Origin of the sequence: Martinezella tropici (assembly GCF_003287875.1) — a bacterium.
Classification (GTDB): Bacteria; Pseudomonadota; Alphaproteobacteria; order Rhizobiales; family Rhizobiaceae; genus Rhizobium; species Rhizobium tropici_C.
In genome coordinates, this window is sequence record NZ_QMKK01000019.1 from 30,405 (window position 1) to 46,676 (window position 16,272).

The window sequence follows — 16,272 nt, forward strand, 5'->3', positions numbered from 1 at the left end:
AGATGGGCATGTCACTGACTGCCGCGGTCGAGCCGGGCGTATTGCGCCGATATGCCAGCGACCAGATTGTCACTCTCGCCAAGCTCGTTATCGAGAATGCATTTCAGCCGATCGTCGAGGCGGGCACCGGCGCCGTTTTCGGTTACGAGTCCCTCATGCGCGGACAGGAACGCATCGGTTTTGCGAGCCCGGTCGATATCCTCGACGAGGCCGAGCGCACTGGCCAGCTTCTCGGTTTGGAGCAGATGGTCACCAGCCGGGCGCTGGCGAAGTTCGCCACTTTGCCCAATATCGCTGCCGCTACCCTTTTTCTCAATCTGGATGTCCGGTTGATCCCGCAAGGTGCAGCATTGATGGATGGCCTGCTGCAGCACATGCGGAAGGCCGGGATCGCGCCTTCGTCCGTCTGCTTCGAATTCTCCGAGCGCTTCGACAACACCATCGTACCCGGGTTTCGCGATCTGGTCGCCCGGATGCGAAATGCCGGCTTCAAGCTGGCGATCGACGATTTCGGTGTCGGCCACGGCGAAATGAAGCTCCTATCCGATTACCCGATCGACTATCTGAAGATCGACCGGCACTTCATTGTCGGAATCGACCGTAGCGCCCGCAAGCGCCATATTCTCCGGCATCTCGTCAATATCGCCCATGTGCTCGGCACGCGCGTTATCGCCGAGGGTATCGAGACCGAGGCGGAATTCCTGACCTGCCGCGAATTCGGTGTCGATCTCGTCCAGGGCTGGTTCATTGCCCGCCCGACAGTGCTCGTCAACGAGCTCAAGCCAAGCTTTCCGCATCTGCAGGAGCTCGGTAAGGTCGCCCGCAACAGTCAGTCGCTCGATGAAATCCTCATCCGCAAGCAGATCGAAGTGCTGCCGACCATCCGCGAGAGCGACAGCATCGACAGCGTCTTCGAGCTTTTTCGCCGCAATCCGCGCCGGGCCTATTTTCCGGTCGTGAATGCCAATGACGAGCCGCGCGGCATCATCCATGAATATCAGCTGAAGGAATATATCTATCAGCCCTTCGGCCGCGATCTCTTGAAGAACAAGGTCTATGAGCGTTCGATCTCGCATTTCGTCGAAATGGCGCCGATCGTCGGCCTCGATTCCGATGCCGATACGCTGATGGCGATCTTCGCCAACATGGAAAGCAGCGATTGCCTGATCGTCACCGAAGGCACGCATTATGCCGGTATCGTCTCGGCCGCCTCGCTCATCAAGGTCATCAACGAGAAGCAGCTGAAGATCGCTCAGGATCAGAACCCGCTGACCGGCCTGCCGGGTAACCGGGCGATCCACGATTTCATGCAGAGCGCCGGCCGCGATGGCGATGAGATCAGGCATTTCTGCTATTGCGACTTCGACAATTTCAAGCCGTTCAACGATGCCTACGGCTTCCATCTCGGCGACCATGCCATTTCCTTGTTCGCGGCACTGATGCGCCGCTATTTCTTTGCCGAGCGCCATTTCCTCGGTCATGTCGGCGGCGACGATTTCTTCATCGGCGTCACCGGCTGGAGCATGCAGGAGCTGCGCGAGGTTCTGGATCGGCTTCTTGTCGATTTTCATGCCGACGTCCTCGATCTTTACTCGGCCGAGGATCGGGCGGCCGGCCGCATTCGCGGGCATGACCGCAGCGGCGCCAAGGCGGAATTCCCGCTGATGCGTTGCTCCATCGGTATCCTGCAATTGCCCGAGGGACTGGTGATCGACAATATCAACCGCGTCAGCACCTCCATTGCCGGCATCAAGACGAAGGCAAAGGAAAGCGATATCGGCATCGCATTTCTCGGTCTGGCCGAGACGAATTGACGCCCTCCCATGACAGCTCCTTTTCAAGCGCTCTGCGCTAAACTATCTCCACTGCTTTGCTGGGAGAGGAGATAGCGCCATGCCCTTGCCATCTGAAATGCGTTTCGTGGATTTGCCATCCTTTGGCGGACCGGAGGTCATGACCATCGGCCGCCGGCCTTTGCCGGTCCTGAAACCGGGCGAGATCCTCGTCCGTGTCGAGGCTGCCGGTGTAAACCGCCCGGATGTGGCGCAACGGCAGGGCATTTATCCGCCGCCGAAGGATGCAAGCCCCATCCTGGGTCTCGAAATATCAGGCGAAGTGGTCGACGTCGCGCCGGGCGTGACGGAGTTTGCCATCGGCAACAAGGTCTGCGGCCTCGCCAATGGCGGCGGCTATGCCGAATATTGCGTCCTGCCCGCCGGCCAGGCGCTTCGTTTCCCGAATGGCTATGACGCCGTGCGTGCAGCGGCTTTGCCTGAGACGTTCTTCACGGTCTGGGCCAATCTCTTCCAGATGGCCGGCCTGACGGAAGGTGAAAGCGTGCTGATCCATGGTGGCTCCAGCGGCATCGGCACGACGGCAATCCAGCTTGCCCGCGCCTTCGGCGCGACGGTCTACACCACGGCCGGTTCTAAGGAAAAATGCGAGGCCTGCGAGAAGCTCGGCGCCAAGCTGGCGATCAATTATAGAGAAGAGGATTTCGCCGAGGTCATCAGGGCCGAGACGGAACATGGCGTCGATATCATCCTCGACATGATCGGCGCCGCCTATCTGGAAAAGAACCTCGCTTCGCTTGCCCGTGACGGCTGCCTTTCCATTATTGCCTTCCTTGGCGGTGCGGTGGCGGAGAAGGCCAACCTTGCGCCGATCATGGTCAAGCGGTTGACCGTGACCGGTTCGACCATGCGTCCGCGCACGGCCGAGGAAAAGCGTGCCATCCGCGACGACCTTCTCTCCCAGGTCTGGCCGCTGCTGGACGAAGGCACCGTCGCCCCGGTCATTTATCGGACCTTCTCTTTCGACGACGTGGTCGAGGCGCATCGCTTGATGGAAAGCAGCGACCACATCGGCAAGATCATGCTGAAGCTGGCTTGATCGTCAGCGACAGGGCGATGGCGACGAGGCCAGGTATGGCCATCAGCGTATAGAGCCATGTTGCGGCAGAGAGGCCGCCGGCAATGCCACCCGGATGGGTCAGGCCTGCGCCATTGACAATGACGCCCGCGAGCGCGGCACCGAATGCGCCGCCCAGCGACTGCGTCATCGAGATCGCCGCCGAGGCCTTGTCCTGTTCGGTCCTGCGAGCGATGCCGATGATTCTGGTCACGAGATGCGCCCATCCCAAGCCGACGCCGAAGCCCATCAGGAACATGGCGATCACGGCCGGCGTGAATTCCGTGAGTTCGGAGAAAGGCATTGTGGTCGCCAGGAATGGGATCAGCGATGCCGTGGCTGCGGTTTCCAGAAGGCAGCCGGCAATGATGGCGACCGCCGCTGGCCTCCCCGAGAAGGAGTTGCTGAAGAAGGCCGCAATGGTCCAGCCGAGCGCTACCAGCGCCACGAGATAGCCCGAGACCAGCGGCGTTACGCCATGGAGCGTCTGCAGGAAGTAGGGGATATAGATGTCGCTCGTCAGCACCAGCATCATCGTGAATATCGTCAGATAGAGCCGCGCGATGGGGTTGCTGAGCATGACTGCCCCATAGGGCAGGAGGCGCACCTCGCTCTTGCGCTCGATCAGCACCATCGTTGCAACAAGAGCGACCGAAACCGCAATCAGCGTGGCCTTGTAGGATCCATGTTCGATCGTGCCGGCAATGCTGACGAATAAAACTGCGGCAAGCAGAAGTATGATCTGGATCAGCGGCGTTCTGGTGTCGATCCGATCGTCCGCGACATCGGGCAGCAGCCAGCGCCCCGAGAGCGCCATGAGGACAGCCACCGGCACGAGGATGAGAAAGGCCTCCCGCCAGGCGCTCCCCGCGGCGAAGAGGCCGCCGAGCGTCGGTCCAAGTACCGTCGCTACGCCCCAGATGGCGGCGTAGAGCGTCGAGGCCCTGCGCCACAGGGGTTCCGGATAGATGAAGCGGATGAAAGCATAGGCAAGTCCGGACAACATGCCGGAGCCGTAGCCCTGAACGGCGCGCCCGATCAGCAGCACGGGCATGGTGGGCGCGATAGCGCAAGCGAGGCTGCCGACGCCAAAGGCGAGTGCCGCTGCAACATAGACGGCGCGCAAGCCTATTCCCTTCGGCCTGGTCGCAACCGTGATGGAGCCAAGCACGCCTGCGGCGACGAAAAGCGTCGTCATCCATGAGAATAATTCGAGGCCGCCGATGTCGCGCACGATCGAGGGGGCGATCGTGGCGGTGATGTAGGATTCAACGGCATAAAGCGTGACGCCCCCGCCCAGCATCAGTGTCGCAGGCAGAAGTCTTGGCGAGAACAGCGTGAAGATGGAGGCTGATTTGAGGGGAACAGTGGTTTCGATGCTGGACACCGGGCGATCCTCGGTATTTCCCTAGCGGTTGATTATTTTCCAAGTTATAATTTGGAAATTACATCCTCGCCAGATTAAAACAAGAGAAAACTTGGAAAAATGCGTCAGTCACCCGCCAATCGAATTCTGATCCTGTTGAAAACCGACGGGCCGCAGCTGGCAGCCGCCATCGGCGATGCGCTCGGCATATCGTCGGAGGCGGCCCGTCAGCAGCTAACGAAGATGGCGGAGGAGGGACTGGTCGAGCCGGTGGCGGAGGCGGCAGCCGGCAGGGGCAGACCGCGCCAGCTCTGGCATCTGACGGCTGACGGCAACAAGCGATTTCCCGATGGCCACGCGGATCTGACCGCCACGTTGCTTGCGACCATGGCCAGCCAGTTGGGACAGGGCGCCGTCGACACCGTCATCTCCGCCCGCGAAACGGAAACGCTTCGGCGCTACCGCAGCGAGATCGATATGGCGGCCAATCTGCCGTCGCGCGTCGCAAGCCTCGTAGCTATCCGCACGCGGGAAGGCTATATGGCCGATCACTGGCAGGACGAGGACGGTTCGCTGGTGCTGGTGGAGAACCATTGCCCCATCTGCGCGGCCGCATCTGCCTGTGCCGGCTTCTGCCGATCCGAGCTGGAGACTTTTCGCATGGTGCTCGGCGCTGATGTCGAACGGGAGGAGCATATTCTGCTCGGCGCCCGGCGTTGCGCCTACAGGATCCGCGACGCGGCCTGAGAGATCGCTTTTTGATGCTGGCCGCCGGCATCGGCGATTGGCAATCAATGGTGCAGCGGCTATCACTGCCCGTCTGGCAAATTAAAGGCAGCTTCCATCATGTCCAATCCCGTCTGCGTCGATGTCACCCGTGGCAACCAGGTCGAAAGCCATCACCGTGGCTCGGTCGTTGTCGTCGATGGCGATGGAAAGCTGGTCTTCTCGCTCGGCGATATCGAAAGCGGCGTCTTTCCGCGTTCTGCCTGCAAGGCGATGCAGGCGCTTCCGTTGGTCGAAAGCGGTGCCGCGGATGCCTATGGCTTTGGTGACAAGGAATTGGCACTCGCCTGCTCATCCCACAATGGCGAGGACGAGCATGTGGCGCTCGCCGCCTCGATGCTGGCGCGAGCCGGTCGCGATGTCGGCACGCTCGAATGCGGCGCCCATTGGTCCTTCGACCAGAAGACCCTCATCCATCAGGCCCGCACCATCGACAAGCCGACGGCGCTGCATAACAATTGCTCCGGCAAACACGCCGGCTTCGTCTGCGCCTGCTGCCATCAGGATATCGATCCCAGGGGCTATGTCGGCTACGATCACCCGCTGCAGCAGCAGATCCGCGACACCATGCGGAGCCTGACCGGCACCGTTCTTGCCCATGACAATTGCGGCACGGACGGCTGCTCGATCCCGACCTATGCGGTGCCGCTAAAGGGACTGGCACATGGCTTTGCCAGGATGGCGACGGGCGCCGGCCTGGAGCCGCTGCGCGCCAAGGCGTCCCGCCGGCTGTTGGAGGCCTGCATGGCCGAACCGTTTTACGTCGCCGGCACCGATCGCGCCTGCACCAAACTCATGCAGATCGCTCCCGGCCGTATTTTCGCCAAGACCGGCGCCGAAGGCGTGTTTTGTGCCGCGATCCCCGAGCAGGGTATTGCCATCGCGCTCAAATGCGACGATGGCACGACTCGTGCCGCGGAGGTCATGGTCGCGGCGGTGCTGGCCCGTTTCTTCGAGAAAGACGACGCAGTACATGCCGGCCTCATGGCGATGGCCGACAGGTCTTTCAGGAACTGGAACGGCATCCATGTCGGCAATATCATGCCGGCAGCTGCATTGACTGCCTAGAGCGGTTCACGGAATCCCCGAACCGCTCTATCTCTTTGTTTTCACGCAATTCCGGACGGAAAACCGCTGCGCACTTTTCCTGGAATTGCTCTAGCCTCCGTTCTTCGGTTCAGCCGATCGTCTGCCGGGCGGGCGCATGCTGCCGGACGATCCTGTATTCCTTCCAGATCAGGATCATCACCACCAGGTCGAAGACGGTGAGAATGACAAGCCCGATCCCGTGCGTTTCGGTGAAGCGGTAGAGCTGGTAGACGATGAAAAGCCCCAGGGCGACCAGTGAAGCCGGATAGGCCCACATCTTGCCCTTGAGCAGCCCGATGACGAGCAGCACCTTCACCAGCCCGTGGCTGAGCAGATAATAGGCATAGAAGTCCTTTGTGCCGACCGAGAAATCCTGCGCCCACGCGAGCAAGTGTGTCGCGATAAAGTCCTTGGGATCGTTGAGCAGCTCGGGCTGCGTGATCCTGTTTGCCAGGCGAAGGATGGACTCGGTGCTGACGAGCGCAAGCACGATGCCGCCGATGCATTCGATCAAGGCATGCGCGCCCTTCAGGAGAACACTGATTTCGAAGAGCTGATGAATGCGGCGTTCGTTCACGGGCGATCTCTTGGGCATGGTGATGCAGGCTTGACCGGCAACAACGGCAAGGCAGGCCGATGTGTGAGCGGCATAGGATCAATCTTCGGCCGTATGATGATGATAATGCAAATTGCGTAAAGCGGACTCGCAACCGACGTCAGGCCAGCAAGAGTGCAAGCTCGGTCTCCCGATAGGGTGCCAGGCTTTCTTCCGCAATATCGGACGGCACAACGAGGCCTGACACATCCTTCATCGGCAGGATCTGGTATGGGGAGGCCGCATCAAGCTTTTCGCCCGTCGCCAGTACATAGGTTTCGGCCGAGCAATGGGCGATATGCCGCTTGATAGCCGCCTCCTCGAAATCGCCGGTCGAAAAGCCGCGGGCGGGATGGATAGCTGTGACCCCCAGAAAGAAGATGTCAGCCCTTATGGAGGCGATCATCGCCATGGCGGCCGCACCCGTCGCCACCATCGAATGCTTGTAGAGCTTGCCGCCAATGAGGATCACCTCGGCGGCGGGATGATGCTCCAGTTCGCCAGCGATCGTCGGGCTGTGGGTGACGATGGTGGCGGCAAGATCCTTCGGGAGCTGACGAGCGATCTCGGCATTGGTGGTGCCGCCATCGAGAAACACCGTCTGGCCCGGCTGGATCATCTTGGCCGCATAGGTGCCGAGCCGTCGCTTCGCATCGGAGGAGACTGTCTGCCGAGCGGTGAAATCGGGTAGCTCAGGTGACAGCGGCAGTGCGCCGCCATGCACGCGCTTCAGCAGCTTCTCCGCTGCCATCTCTCGCAGATCCCGGCGGATCGTGTCTTCGGACAGATCGAGTTCATCGGCCAGAACCTTGGCGATCACTTGGCCGTCCCAGCGCAATCTGTCGAGGATGAGGGCTTTGCGTTGGCTGGTCAGCATGTCCATCTCTGCACGATATATCACGAATGATCACGAATTTATCAGAATCGATTCGACATTCAAGGAAATATGCGCATATTCGTGCAAATTCCTGCAGGAAGCAGGTGTTCAGAATGGAGACATGACATGTTGATCCTGATTGCAGGCCCGTATCGCTCCGGCACCGGCGATGATCCGAAAAAGATGGCAGAAAACCTCAAGCGCCTAGAGGAGCCGTCCTATGCTCTGTTCAAGGCAGGCCATCTTCCCATGATCGGCGAGTGGGTTGCGCTGCCGGTCTGGCACGCCGCCGGCGGCAAGCGCGTCGGGGACGATCTCTATGAAGAGATCTTCCACCCGACAGCTGGCCGCCTGCTGCAGCTTTGCGAGGGTGTGCTGAGATTGCCCGGCGACTCCAAGGGCGCCGACAATGATGTCCGTATCGCCCGCGAGCGCGGCATTCCCGTCTGGCACAGGCTGGAAGACGTGCCCGGCTGCGCCTGAACGCGAGCCGCCCATCCCCATTGAGCCAGCCCATGGGGATGGGCGTGCATGGCCGATCGATCAAAACCTTTTGTGGCGCCCATCAGCATCACCCACTTCCGTATCGGCCGGGTTCGCTTTAGCTTCCTCGCGGAATTCAATCGAGGAACGGAACATGCTGACATTCTATTTTGCGCCCGGAAGCTGCGCGCTCGCCAGTCTCATCGCCCTGGAAGAATCTGGTCTCGCATATGAGCACCGTCGCCTCAACCTCGCCAATGGCGATCAGCGCCAGCCGGACTATCTGGCCATCAATCCCAAAGGTCGCGTTCCGGCCCTGGTGACCGACAGAGGCGTCATCACCGAGAATATCGCGATCATGGCCTATATCGCCCAGATCGCACCGGCCGCCAAGCTGGCACCGCTCGACGATCCCTTCGAATTCGCGCAGATGCAATCCTTCAACAGCTATATCGCGACCACCGTTCACGTGAACCATTCACACAAGGGACGCGGCTACCGCTGGACCGACGATCCCGCTGCCATCGAGGCAATGAAGGCCAAGGTGCCGCAGACCATGACCGAAAGCTTCGCCTTGATCGAGGACAAGATGCTGAAAGGCTCTTGGGTAATGGGAGAGCAATATACCGTCGCAGACGGCTATCTCTTCACCATGGAGAAGTGGCTGCCGGGAGACGGTGTCGATATCAAACAGTTCCCCAAGGTCAGCGCGCATTATCAGCGCATGCTCGAGCGCCCGGCCGTTCAGAAGGCGCTTGCCGTCGAACAGGGCTGATGTGGATCAGCCGAACGTTGCCAGAAGTTTTTTCGGGGCGCGGTATCGCCACGCCTCGATCAAGCGTAGCTCTAGTTCCTCGTCATCGATCGCACCAATGCGCAGCGGCAGGGATGGCCAGCCGACATAGTGATCGGTCTGGAAATAGATCTCCGGCGCCATTTCCATCAGCTGCTCCTTGCGGTCGAGCGGCAGCGACAGCACGATGGTCTCGTTATTCTTCACCGTCACGAATGCCTTGCCGCCGACCTTGAAAGCCGGTAGGCCGTAATGCAGGCCGGGTTCAACCGCCGGCAGCCGGGCTTGCGCGATAAGCCGCTGCAATCGTTGGGCGATGACGTCCATATCGATGACCGATGTCATGTTTTACGGATATAGAGCAGGTCTCTGTCAGGCGCATTCTTCCGGCTGAACGCACCGTTTGTCTATAGGCCGCCCGAGATTTTCCGGCATGAGCGGCAGGTCGGCCAGTTCTTCCAGCGACATGCTCGCGAGCATTGGGTGCTGCAGCGGATCGTTTTCCTGTTCGCGATCCTCTTCCTGTAGATGATTGAAGAAAAGCTTCAAGATCGACATGTGATTGCCTCCTTGGATCCCCGCATCGATGCAACCCAAGGAGCATCGGCCGGCGGGGTAGCGGCACTTTTCAATTTCATATTGCAATAATCGCGCGTATTCCCGCTTTGCGCAATTGAGAATGCCGAGATGCTGATATAGATATTCTATAATGAGAAATCTCAACAACGTTCATCTGAATGGCTTGCGCGCTCTTGAGGCGGTCGGGCGGCTCGGTTCGCTGCAGGCGGCCGCCGACGAACTTGGCGTAACGGTCGGCGCGGTTAGTCAGCAGGTCATCAAGGCGGAGGCGCAGCTCGGGCGGCCACTATTCGAGCGAACTCCAAAAGGCATGACGGCCACGGCATCGGGGCTGGCGGTATTGACGAGGCTTGGCGAGGGCTTTCAGGCGCTTGCGGCCGCAGTCGCGCTTGCGCAGCACAAGGATGAAAATATCCTCACGATTTCGGTCGCGCCGGTTTTTGCAGCCCGTTGGTTGGTTTATCGGCTCGACCGCTTCGCCAGCCGCCACCCGGATATCCGCCTGCGCATCGATGCCACCACGCGGCTCATCAATCCGGCGACGTCGGATGTCGATATCGGCATTCGCGTCGGCAGCGGGCAATGGCCCGATGTCAAAGCCGAGCTGCTGCTGGCGCAGGAAGTGTTCCCGGTGGTTACGCCGCAGATCGCCGCCACGCTGCGGGAACCGGCCGATCTCCTGAAAGTCCCCGCCGTGATCGACGGACACGCGATGTTCGGCTGGGAGGTCTGGCTGCGCAAAGCCGGGCTTTCAGGCCATTGCATGGAAGAGCGGCACATCTTCAATGACGCGTCGCTCTGTCTGGATGCGGCTATAGCGGGGCAGGGGGTGATGCTCGCCTGGCAGACGCTGGCTGCCTATGCCCTTCAGCAGAAATGCCTCGTCGATCCCTTCGGCATCCGTGTAAAGACGGGCTTCGGCCATTATTTCGTCACCGCCGAAGGCGTGCGCGAACCTAAGAAGGTGACCGCCTTCAAGGCCTGGATTCGCGAAGAGATGGAAGAGAGCATGCGTCTCTTCCGATAGAAGCTATCAGATCGGCTCCTGAGCGCGCGTCGCCTGCATGGCCTTGTAAGCATCGCGCGACTGGCAACGCTCGATCCAGGCTTTCATCTTCGGACGCGCATCGAACAATTCCTGTTCGGTCTGGGCGTAGCGCAGTACTTCCGCGAGATTGAGATCGGCGGCGGTGAAGCGATTGCCGACGAGATAGTCCTGGTTTTGCAGGTGCTTTTCCAGCACGTCGAGCGGTTTCTTCAGTGAGCGGCAGGCGACTGCGATCCCCGTCTTGCCGGCCTCGCTGTTTTCCTGGGCATTGTCATAGATGCGGACGAGCGCGACGCTGTAGGGCTCGACTTCGGTTGCCGCCCACATGGTCCACATCGACATCTGCCCTTCTTCCTCGATCGTTTTGCCGGCCAGCGGACCGCCATACTTGCGCGCGAGGTAAAGGTTGATGGCGAGCGATTCATGCAGGACGAGATCGCCGTCCTTGATGCAGGGGATCATGCCCATCGGATTGACGGCCAGGAACTCCGGCGACATCGTATTGATCGGCGCATCGGCGGCAAGCGGGTTGGGCAGCCGGCTCGCCTGGATGACAGGCACGGATTTGAACTCGACGCCGAGCTCATTAGCCATCCAATAGTTGCGCGAAGCGCGCGAGCGATAGACACCGTAGATCGTCAGCATATGGGTCTCCCAGATTCGAGTCGGCGCGACATTATTGGTCGCTTGGGAGGAGCGGAAGGCCTTGCCGCTGATATCTCGATGAAAGCTTGTGATGGAATGGTGTATAGATAGCTGGGCCGCCTCGTCCTCCGAGGGCTGATGGCTGGCATAGGACAAGCACGAAAATATCAGACAAGTCCCCCAATTCTTTGCAAATCATGCTGTTGATGCTTCGCCTTCGTTCGGAAATTAGCGTCGGCGCATGCTAGAATTCCAGCATGATTTTCATCGGAAGCGGTAGGAGGCTTCCGGCGAAATTAAACATGCGCATTCGATGACTGCGATCTCGGGAGGAGAGCAGATGCTTGCGACCAGTGTATCGCTAGACGACAAATATACCGCAGAGGAAGGCCGCGTCTTCATGACCGGCCTGCAGACGCTGGTACGCCTGCCCATGACGCAGATGCGGCGCGACCGCGCTGCCGGCCTCAATACGGCAGCCTTCATTTCAGGCTATCGCGGCTCGCCGCTCGGCGGTTACGACCAGCAGCTCTTGAAAGCCAAGACTTATCTCGACGCCCACGACGTCACCTTCCAGCCCGGGATCAACGAGGATCTTGCCGCGACGGCCGTCTGGGGCTCACAGCAGGTCGGCCTTTCGCACGGCGCCCGCAAGGATGGTGTGCTCGGCATCTGGTATGGTAAAGGCCCCGGCGTCGACCGCTCCGGTGATGTGCTGAAGCACGGCAATGCCGCTGGCACCTCCAAGCATGGCGGCGTCCTCTGTTTCGCCGGCGACGATCATTCCGCCAAATCCTCCACCATGCCGCACCAGACCGACCATGATTTCATGTCTGCGGTCATCCCGGTCATCTATCCATCGTCCATCCACGAATTCCTCGAATACGGCCTGCTCGGCATCGCCATGTCGCGTTATTCCGGCTGCTGGGTCGGCATGAAGTTCATCGCCGACACCATAGAAACGACGGCTGCCATCGATCTCTCGGGGGAAAGGCGGCAATTCGTCCTGCCGACCGATTTCGAAATGCCGCCCGGTGGTTTGAATTTACGCTGGCCCGATCCGCCGCTGGTGCAGGACGATCGGCTGCAGACTTATAAGGCCTATGCGGCCATCGCCTTTGCCCGTGCCAATCGCGTCGATGAAATCACGCATGATGTGCCGAACGCCCGCCTCGGCATCATCTCGTCCGGCAAGGCCTATGAGGATGTGCTGCAGGCGCTGCGCGAGCTGGAGATCGGCCCTCAGGAAATGGCCGCGATCGGCCTGCGTATCTTGAAAGTGCGTATGCCCTGGCCTCTGGAGCCCGAGGCTGTCAGACATTTCTCGGAAGGGCTCGACGAGGTTCTTGTCGTCGAGGAGCGCCGCGAGATCATCGAAAACCAGATCAAGCAGCAACTCTTCAACTGGCGTGCCGATGTCCGTCCGCGCATCGTCGGCAAGTTCGATGAGCACGACAAGCCCTATCTCAGCCTATCGGCGGCATTGACGGTGGGCGCAGTGGCGCGAGCGATCGCAGGGCGCATCGTCAAGCTCGATCTCGATCAGGGCCTGCATGACCGCATCGCCGCCAAGCTTGCCTATCTTGCCGAGCGCGGCCAGATCAGCCGCAGCCATGTCGCGCCGCTGAACCGCACACCCTTCTTCTGCTCCGGCTGTCCGCACAATACGTCGACCCGCGTCCCTGAAGGCAGCCGCGCCATTGCCGGCATCGGCTGCCACTACATGGTCACCTGGATGGACCGCAACACCGAGACCTTCACCCAGATGGGCGGTGAAGGCGTGCCATGGACAGCGATTGCGCGTTACACCGATGAAAAGCACATGTTCGTCAATCTCGGCGACGGCACCTATTTTCACTCCGGCATTCTCGCCATCCGCCAGTCCGTCGCCTCCAAGGTCAACGTCACCTACAAGCTGCTCTACAATGATGCCGTCGCCATGACCGGCGGCCAGCCGATCGACGGCTATCTGACGCCGCAGCTGGTGACGAAGCAGCTGCATGACGAGGGCGTCAAGCCGATCTATCTGCTTTCGGACAATCCCGCCGCCTATCGCGCTTCGGAACTCGCGCCCGGCGTCAAGGTGCTGCATCGCGACCATATCGATCAGGTAATGCTGACGCTGCGCGAGACCGAGGGGTGTTCGGCGATCGTCTATGTCCAGACCTGCGCGGCCGAAAAGCGCCGTCGCCGCAGCCGCGGGCTGATGGAAGACCCGGCGAAGCGCGTCTTCATCAATCCGGCTGTCTGCGAGGGCTGCGGCGATTGCTCTGTGCAGTCCAACTGCATCTCCGTCGAGCCGCTGGAAACCGAATTCGGCCGCAAGCGCCAGATCAACCAGTCGAGCTGCAACAAGGATTTCTCCTGCGTAAAAGGCTTCTGCCCGTCCTTCGTGACGGTTCATGGCGGCAAGCGCCGCAAGCGCAAAGCACTTGATCATGCCGATGTCGATGTGCCGATGCCCGAAATTCCCGTCATTGGCGATCGGCCCTGGAATATTGCGATTGCCGGCGTCGGCGGCACGGGCATCCTGACCATCGGCGCTATCCTCGGCATGGCTGCGCATCTGGACGGCAAGGTGCCGATGATCCTCGACATGGCCGGCCTTGCCCAGAAGGGCGGCGCGGTCATGAGCCATCTGCGCATTGGCCATAATCAGGCCGATGTCACCTCCTCGCGCATCGTCAATGGCGGCGCGGATCTCCTGTTTGCCGCGGACGAGGTGGTGGGTGCCTCCAAGGATGCGATCACGCTCTGCTCGCCGGGGCGCACGACAGCCATCGTCAACACTGGGCTCATGCCGGTCGCCGATTTCGTCCGCAACCGCGATTTCGATTTCAAGACCGGCTCGATACAGCACACCATCGCAAAGACCGTCAGCGAGAAGTCCGTCTTCCTCGATTTCAACCACGTCGCGACCGAGGTGACCGGCGATGCCATATCGACCAATATCCTGCTGACCGGCTTTGCCTGGCAGCGCGGCCTACTGCCGCTGTCGCTCGAGGCGATCGAAAAGGCGATCGAACTGAACGGCGTCGCGGTCAAGGCCAGCCTTTCCGCCTTCCAGTGGGGACGGCTTCTGGCGCACGATCCGCAGGCCGTGCATGCCATGATGGCCGAGCCGGAGAAGGGCAGGACCCTGGCGGAGATGAGCCTCGACGAGCTCATCAAGCATCGCAAGGCTCACCTGACGGCCTATCAGAATGCAGCCCTTGCCGAACGCTATGCCGCTTTTGTCGCCCGCGCCAATGCGCTGGCCGCAAAAGAGCGGCTTTCGGATAAGGTGCCCTTTGCCGTTGCCGTCACCTATGCACGCGTTCTGGCCTACAAGGATGAATACGAGGTCGCCCGCCTGCTGACGGATCCCGCTTTCGAGGCGCATCTGCGCGAGGAGATGGAAGGCGACTTCAAGCTGGCCCTCAATCTCGCGCCGCCCATCCTTGGCGGCAAGGATCCGAACGGCCGGCCGAAGAAGCGGGAGTTCGGCGCATGGATCCTACCGGTGCTGCGGGCGCTTGCGCCGATGAAGCGTCTGCGCGGCACGCCCTTCGATCCCTTCGGCTATATGGCGGAACGCCGGCTGGAGCGTCGCCTGATTGCTGAATATGAAGGGGTTGCCGAGCGGGTGCTCGCCGGTCTGCGCCACGACAACGAGGCCGAGGCCCTTGCCATCCTCTCGCTCTTTGATGAGATAAGGGGCTTCGGACCGGTCAAGGAGGAGGCCGCCCGCAGGATCACCGTGAAAATCGCTGACAAGCTGAAGGCCTATGAGTCGCCGCAGGAGAAGCAGGGCAAACAGCCTATGCCTGCCGATGCTGCATGACGGCGCCGGCCGAAACTTGAAGCGGGTATGAAGAGATATAGGTTCGTAAGGATCGCGCGTTCGGGACGATCGGGAGGAGAAGCCGGATGTTTGCAGGGGGATTGAACTTTGCGCTTGGCGAGGACATCGAGGCGTTGCGCGAACAGGTGCGCCGTTTTGCTGCCAACCGTATCGCACCATTTGCCGATGAGATCGACCGCAACAACAGTTTCCCGATGCATCTGTGGCGGGAGATGGGTGATCTCGGCCTGCTTGGGATCACCGTCGACGAAGCCTTTGGCGGAGCGGGCCTCGGTTATCTCGCCCATACGGTGGCGATGGAGGAAATCAGCCGCGCTTCCGCCTCCGTCGGCCTGAGCTACGGCGCCCATTCCAACCTCTGCGTCAACCAGATCCATCGCAACGGCACGACGGCGCAGAAGGAGCACTACCTGCCGAAGCTGATTTCAGGCGAGCATATCGGTGCATTGGCGATGTCGGAGCCCGACGCCGGCTCCGATGTCGTCTCCATGAAGTTGCGTGCCGAAAGGCGCGGCCGCCGCTATGTGCTGAACGGCAGCAAGATGTGGATCACCAACGGTCCGGATGCGGATGTTCTCGTCGTCTACGCCAAGACCTCGCCGGATGCCGGCCCGCGAGGGATCACCGCCTTCATCGTCGAGAAAGGCTTCCCCGGATTCTCCGTGGGCCAGAAGCTCGACAAGCTCGGCATGCGCGGTTCAAACACCTCGGAGCTGATCTTCCTCGATTGTGAAGTGCCGGAGGAGAATGTTCTAGGTCAGGTGGATGGCGGCGTGCGCGTGCTGATGTCGGGTCTCGATTACGAGCGCGTCGTGCTCTCGGGCGGTCCCATCGGCATCATGGCCGCCTGCATGGATGTGGTGCTGCCCTACATGCATGAGCGCAAGCAGTTCGGCCAATCGATCGGCGAATTCCAGCTGATGCAGGGCAAGCTCGCCGACATGTATGTGACGATGAATGCCGCGCGCGCCTATGTCTATGCGGTGGCCGCCGCCTGCGATCGCGGCGAGACGACCCGCAAGGATGCCGCAGGCTGCATTCTCTACTCCGCTGAAAAGGCGACGGCGCTGGCGCTCGAATGCATCCAGGCGCTCGGCGGCAATGGCTATACCAATGATTATCCCGCCGGACGGCTGCTGCGCGACGCCAAGCTCTATGAGATCGGCGCCGGTACATCCGAAATCCGGCGCATGCTGATCGGCCGCGAGTTGTTCGGCGAAACGGCCTGATTTCGAATTCCATTTTACTCGATCCGCG

General features: G+C 60.7%; 15 protein-coding genes. 9 read left to right on the forward strand and 6 right to left on the reverse strand.

Annotated elements, in window-relative coordinates; all coding sequences use genetic code 11:
- The first annotated feature begins 8 nt into the window (after window positions 1-8).
- Window positions 9-1,814, forward strand: a complete 1,806-nt coding sequence (locus DQ393_RS02735; protein WP_112340274.1) for a GGDEF domain-containing protein — start codon at window positions 9-11, stop codon at window positions 1,812-1,814.
- A 79-nt stretch (window positions 1,815-1,893) separates the two neighbouring features.
- Window positions 1,894-2,892 (forward strand): NAD(P)H-quinone oxidoreductase, encoded by a 999-nt coding sequence (locus DQ393_RS02740; protein WP_112340275.1) that lies wholly within the window; start codon window positions 1,894-1,896, stop codon window positions 2,890-2,892.
- Here the strand turns inward: DQ393_RS02740 and DQ393_RS02745 are convergent.
- The gene (locus tag DQ393_RS02745) at window positions 2,873-4,297 is read right to left on the reverse strand and encodes an MFS transporter (protein WP_112340276.1); all 1,425 of its coding nucleotides are present in this window, start codon (window positions 4,295-4,297) and stop codon (window positions 2,873-2,875) included. The genes DQ393_RS02740 and DQ393_RS02745 overlap by 20 nt on opposite strands.
- 99 nt (window positions 4,298-4,396) lie before the next feature.
- Here DQ393_RS02745 and DQ393_RS02750 point away from each other — a divergent pair, with 99 nt between their 5' ends.
- Together DQ393_RS02750 and DQ393_RS02755 are read left to right on the forward strand one after the other, a co-directional pair.
- The gene (locus DQ393_RS02750; RefSeq protein WP_112340277.1) at window positions 4,397-5,023 is read left to right on the forward strand and encodes a helix-turn-helix transcriptional regulator; all 627 of its coding nucleotides are present in this window, start codon (window positions 4,397-4,399) and stop codon (window positions 5,021-5,023) included.
- 99 nt (window positions 5,024-5,122) lie between these two features.
- Entirely contained in the window at window positions 5,123-6,130 is a 1,008-nt protein-coding gene (locus tag DQ393_RS02755) for an asparaginase (RefSeq protein ID WP_112340278.1), read from the forward strand.
- A 109-nt stretch (window positions 6,131-6,239) separates the two neighbouring features.
- On the opposite strand, the gene DQ393_RS02760 is transcribed toward DQ393_RS02755, so the two are convergent.
- On the reverse strand, window positions 6,240-6,728 hold the full coding sequence (locus DQ393_RS02760) for a DUF2127 domain-containing protein (protein ID WP_112340279.1): 489 nt from the start codon (window positions 6,726-6,728) through the stop codon (window positions 6,240-6,242).
- Window positions 6,729-6,867: 139 nt separating this feature from the next.
- On the reverse strand, window positions 6,868-7,623 hold the full coding sequence (locus DQ393_RS02765; protein ID WP_112340356.1) for a DeoR/GlpR family DNA-binding transcription regulator: 756 nt from the start codon (window positions 7,621-7,623) through the stop codon (window positions 6,868-6,870).
- Between the two features lie 126 nt (window positions 7,624-7,749).
- Between DQ393_RS02765 and DQ393_RS02770 the strand changes: the two genes are divergently transcribed.
- Both DQ393_RS02770 and DQ393_RS02775 read left to right on the forward strand, forming a co-directional pair.
- Window positions 7,750-8,106 (forward strand): DUF4406 domain-containing protein, encoded by a 357-nt coding sequence (locus tag DQ393_RS02770; protein WP_112340280.1) that lies wholly within the window; start codon window positions 7,750-7,752, stop codon window positions 8,104-8,106.
- Between the two features lie 154 nt (window positions 8,107-8,260).
- Complete coding sequence (locus DQ393_RS02775) at window positions 8,261-8,881, forward strand: glutathione S-transferase family protein (protein WP_112340281.1); 621 nt, start codon at window positions 8,261-8,263, stop codon at window positions 8,879-8,881.
- A 6-nt stretch (window positions 8,882-8,887) separates the two neighbouring features.
- Here the strand turns inward: DQ393_RS02775 and DQ393_RS02780 are convergent, their stop codons facing one another.
- Both DQ393_RS02780 and DQ393_RS02785 read right to left on the reverse strand, forming a co-directional pair.
- The gene (locus tag DQ393_RS02780; RefSeq protein WP_112340282.1) at window positions 8,888-9,244 is read right to left on the reverse strand and encodes an MmcQ/YjbR family DNA-binding protein; all 357 of its coding nucleotides are present in this window, start codon (window positions 9,242-9,244) and stop codon (window positions 8,888-8,890) included.
- Window positions 9,245-9,271: 27 nt separating this feature from the next.
- Window positions 9,272-9,457 carry a hypothetical protein gene (locus DQ393_RS02785; protein WP_112340283.1) on the reverse strand — a complete coding sequence of 62 codons (186 nt, stop codon included), beginning with the start codon at window positions 9,455-9,457 and terminating at the stop codon, window positions 9,272-9,274.
- A gap of 151 nt (window positions 9,458-9,608) precedes the next feature.
- On the opposite strand from DQ393_RS02785, the gene DQ393_RS02790 reads away from it, so the two are divergent.
- Complete coding sequence (locus tag DQ393_RS02790; RefSeq protein WP_112340284.1) at window positions 9,609-10,505, forward strand: LysR substrate-binding domain-containing protein; 897 nt, start codon at window positions 9,609-9,611, stop codon at window positions 10,503-10,505.
- Between the two features lie 6 nt (window positions 10,506-10,511).
- Here the strand turns inward: DQ393_RS02790 and DQ393_RS02795 are convergent, their stop codons facing one another.
- Window positions 10,512-11,171 (reverse strand): glutathione S-transferase family protein, encoded by a 660-nt coding sequence (locus tag DQ393_RS02795; protein WP_112340285.1) that lies wholly within the window; start codon window positions 11,169-11,171, stop codon window positions 10,512-10,514.
- Between the two features lie 340 nt (window positions 11,172-11,511).
- On the opposite strand from DQ393_RS02795, the gene DQ393_RS02800 reads away from it, so the two are divergent.
- Both DQ393_RS02800 and DQ393_RS02805 read left to right on the forward strand, forming a co-directional pair.
- Window positions 11,512-14,994, forward strand: coding sequence for an indolepyruvate ferredoxin oxidoreductase family protein (locus tag DQ393_RS02800; protein ID WP_112340286.1), 3,483 nt, complete (start codon window positions 11,512-11,514; stop codon window positions 14,992-14,994).
- A gap of 86 nt (window positions 14,995-15,080) precedes the next feature.
- Window positions 15,081-16,244, forward strand: coding sequence for an isovaleryl-CoA dehydrogenase (locus DQ393_RS02805; RefSeq protein WP_112340287.1), 1,164 nt, complete (start codon window positions 15,081-15,083; stop codon window positions 16,242-16,244).
- Window positions 16,245-16,272 lie beyond the last annotated feature (28 nt).

What these genes read in the sequence shown, in the direction of transcription:
- DQ393_RS02735 (WP_112340274.1), top strand. Translation starts at nt 9, where the DNA reads ATGTCACTGACTGCCGCGGTCGAGCCGGGCGTATTGCGCCGATATGCC.
- DQ393_RS02740 (WP_112340275.1), top strand. Translation starts at nt 1,894, where the DNA reads ATGCCCTTGCCATCTGAAATGCGTTTCGTGGATTTGCCATCCTTTGGC.
- DQ393_RS02750 (WP_112340277.1), top strand. Translation starts at nt 4,397, where the DNA reads ATGCGTCAGTCACCCGCCAATCGAATTCTGATCCTGTTGAAAACCGAC.
- DQ393_RS02755 (WP_112340278.1), top strand. Translation starts at nt 5,123, where the DNA reads ATGTCCAATCCCGTCTGCGTCGATGTCACCCGTGGCAACCAGGTCGAA.
- DQ393_RS02765 (WP_112340356.1), bottom strand. Translation starts at nt 7,623, where the DNA reads ATGCTGACCAGCCAACGCAAAGCCCTCATCCTCGACAGATTGCGCTGG.
- DQ393_RS02770 (WP_112340280.1), top strand. Translation starts at nt 7,750, where the DNA reads ATGTTGATCCTGATTGCAGGCCCGTATCGCTCCGGCACCGGCGATGAT.
- DQ393_RS02775 (WP_112340281.1), top strand. Translation starts at nt 8,261, where the DNA reads ATGCTGACATTCTATTTTGCGCCCGGAAGCTGCGCGCTCGCCAGTCTC.
- DQ393_RS02780 (WP_112340282.1), bottom strand. Translation starts at nt 9,244, where the DNA reads ATGACATCGGTCATCGATATGGACGTCATCGCCCAACGATTGCAGCGG.
- DQ393_RS02785 (WP_112340283.1), bottom strand. Translation starts at nt 9,457, where the DNA reads ATGTCGATCTTGAAGCTTTTCTTCAATCATCTACAGGAAGAGGATCGC.
- DQ393_RS02790 (WP_112340284.1), top strand. Translation starts at nt 9,609, where the DNA reads ATGAGAAATCTCAACAACGTTCATCTGAATGGCTTGCGCGCTCTTGAG.
- DQ393_RS02795 (WP_112340285.1), bottom strand. Translation starts at nt 11,171, where the DNA reads ATGCTGACGATCTACGGTGTCTATCGCTCGCGCGCTTCGCGCAACTAT.
- DQ393_RS02800 (WP_112340286.1), top strand. Translation starts at nt 11,512, where the DNA reads ATGCTTGCGACCAGTGTATCGCTAGACGACAAATATACCGCAGAGGAA.
- DQ393_RS02805 (WP_112340287.1), top strand. Translation starts at nt 15,081, where the DNA reads ATGTTTGCAGGGGGATTGAACTTTGCGCTTGGCGAGGACATCGAGGCG.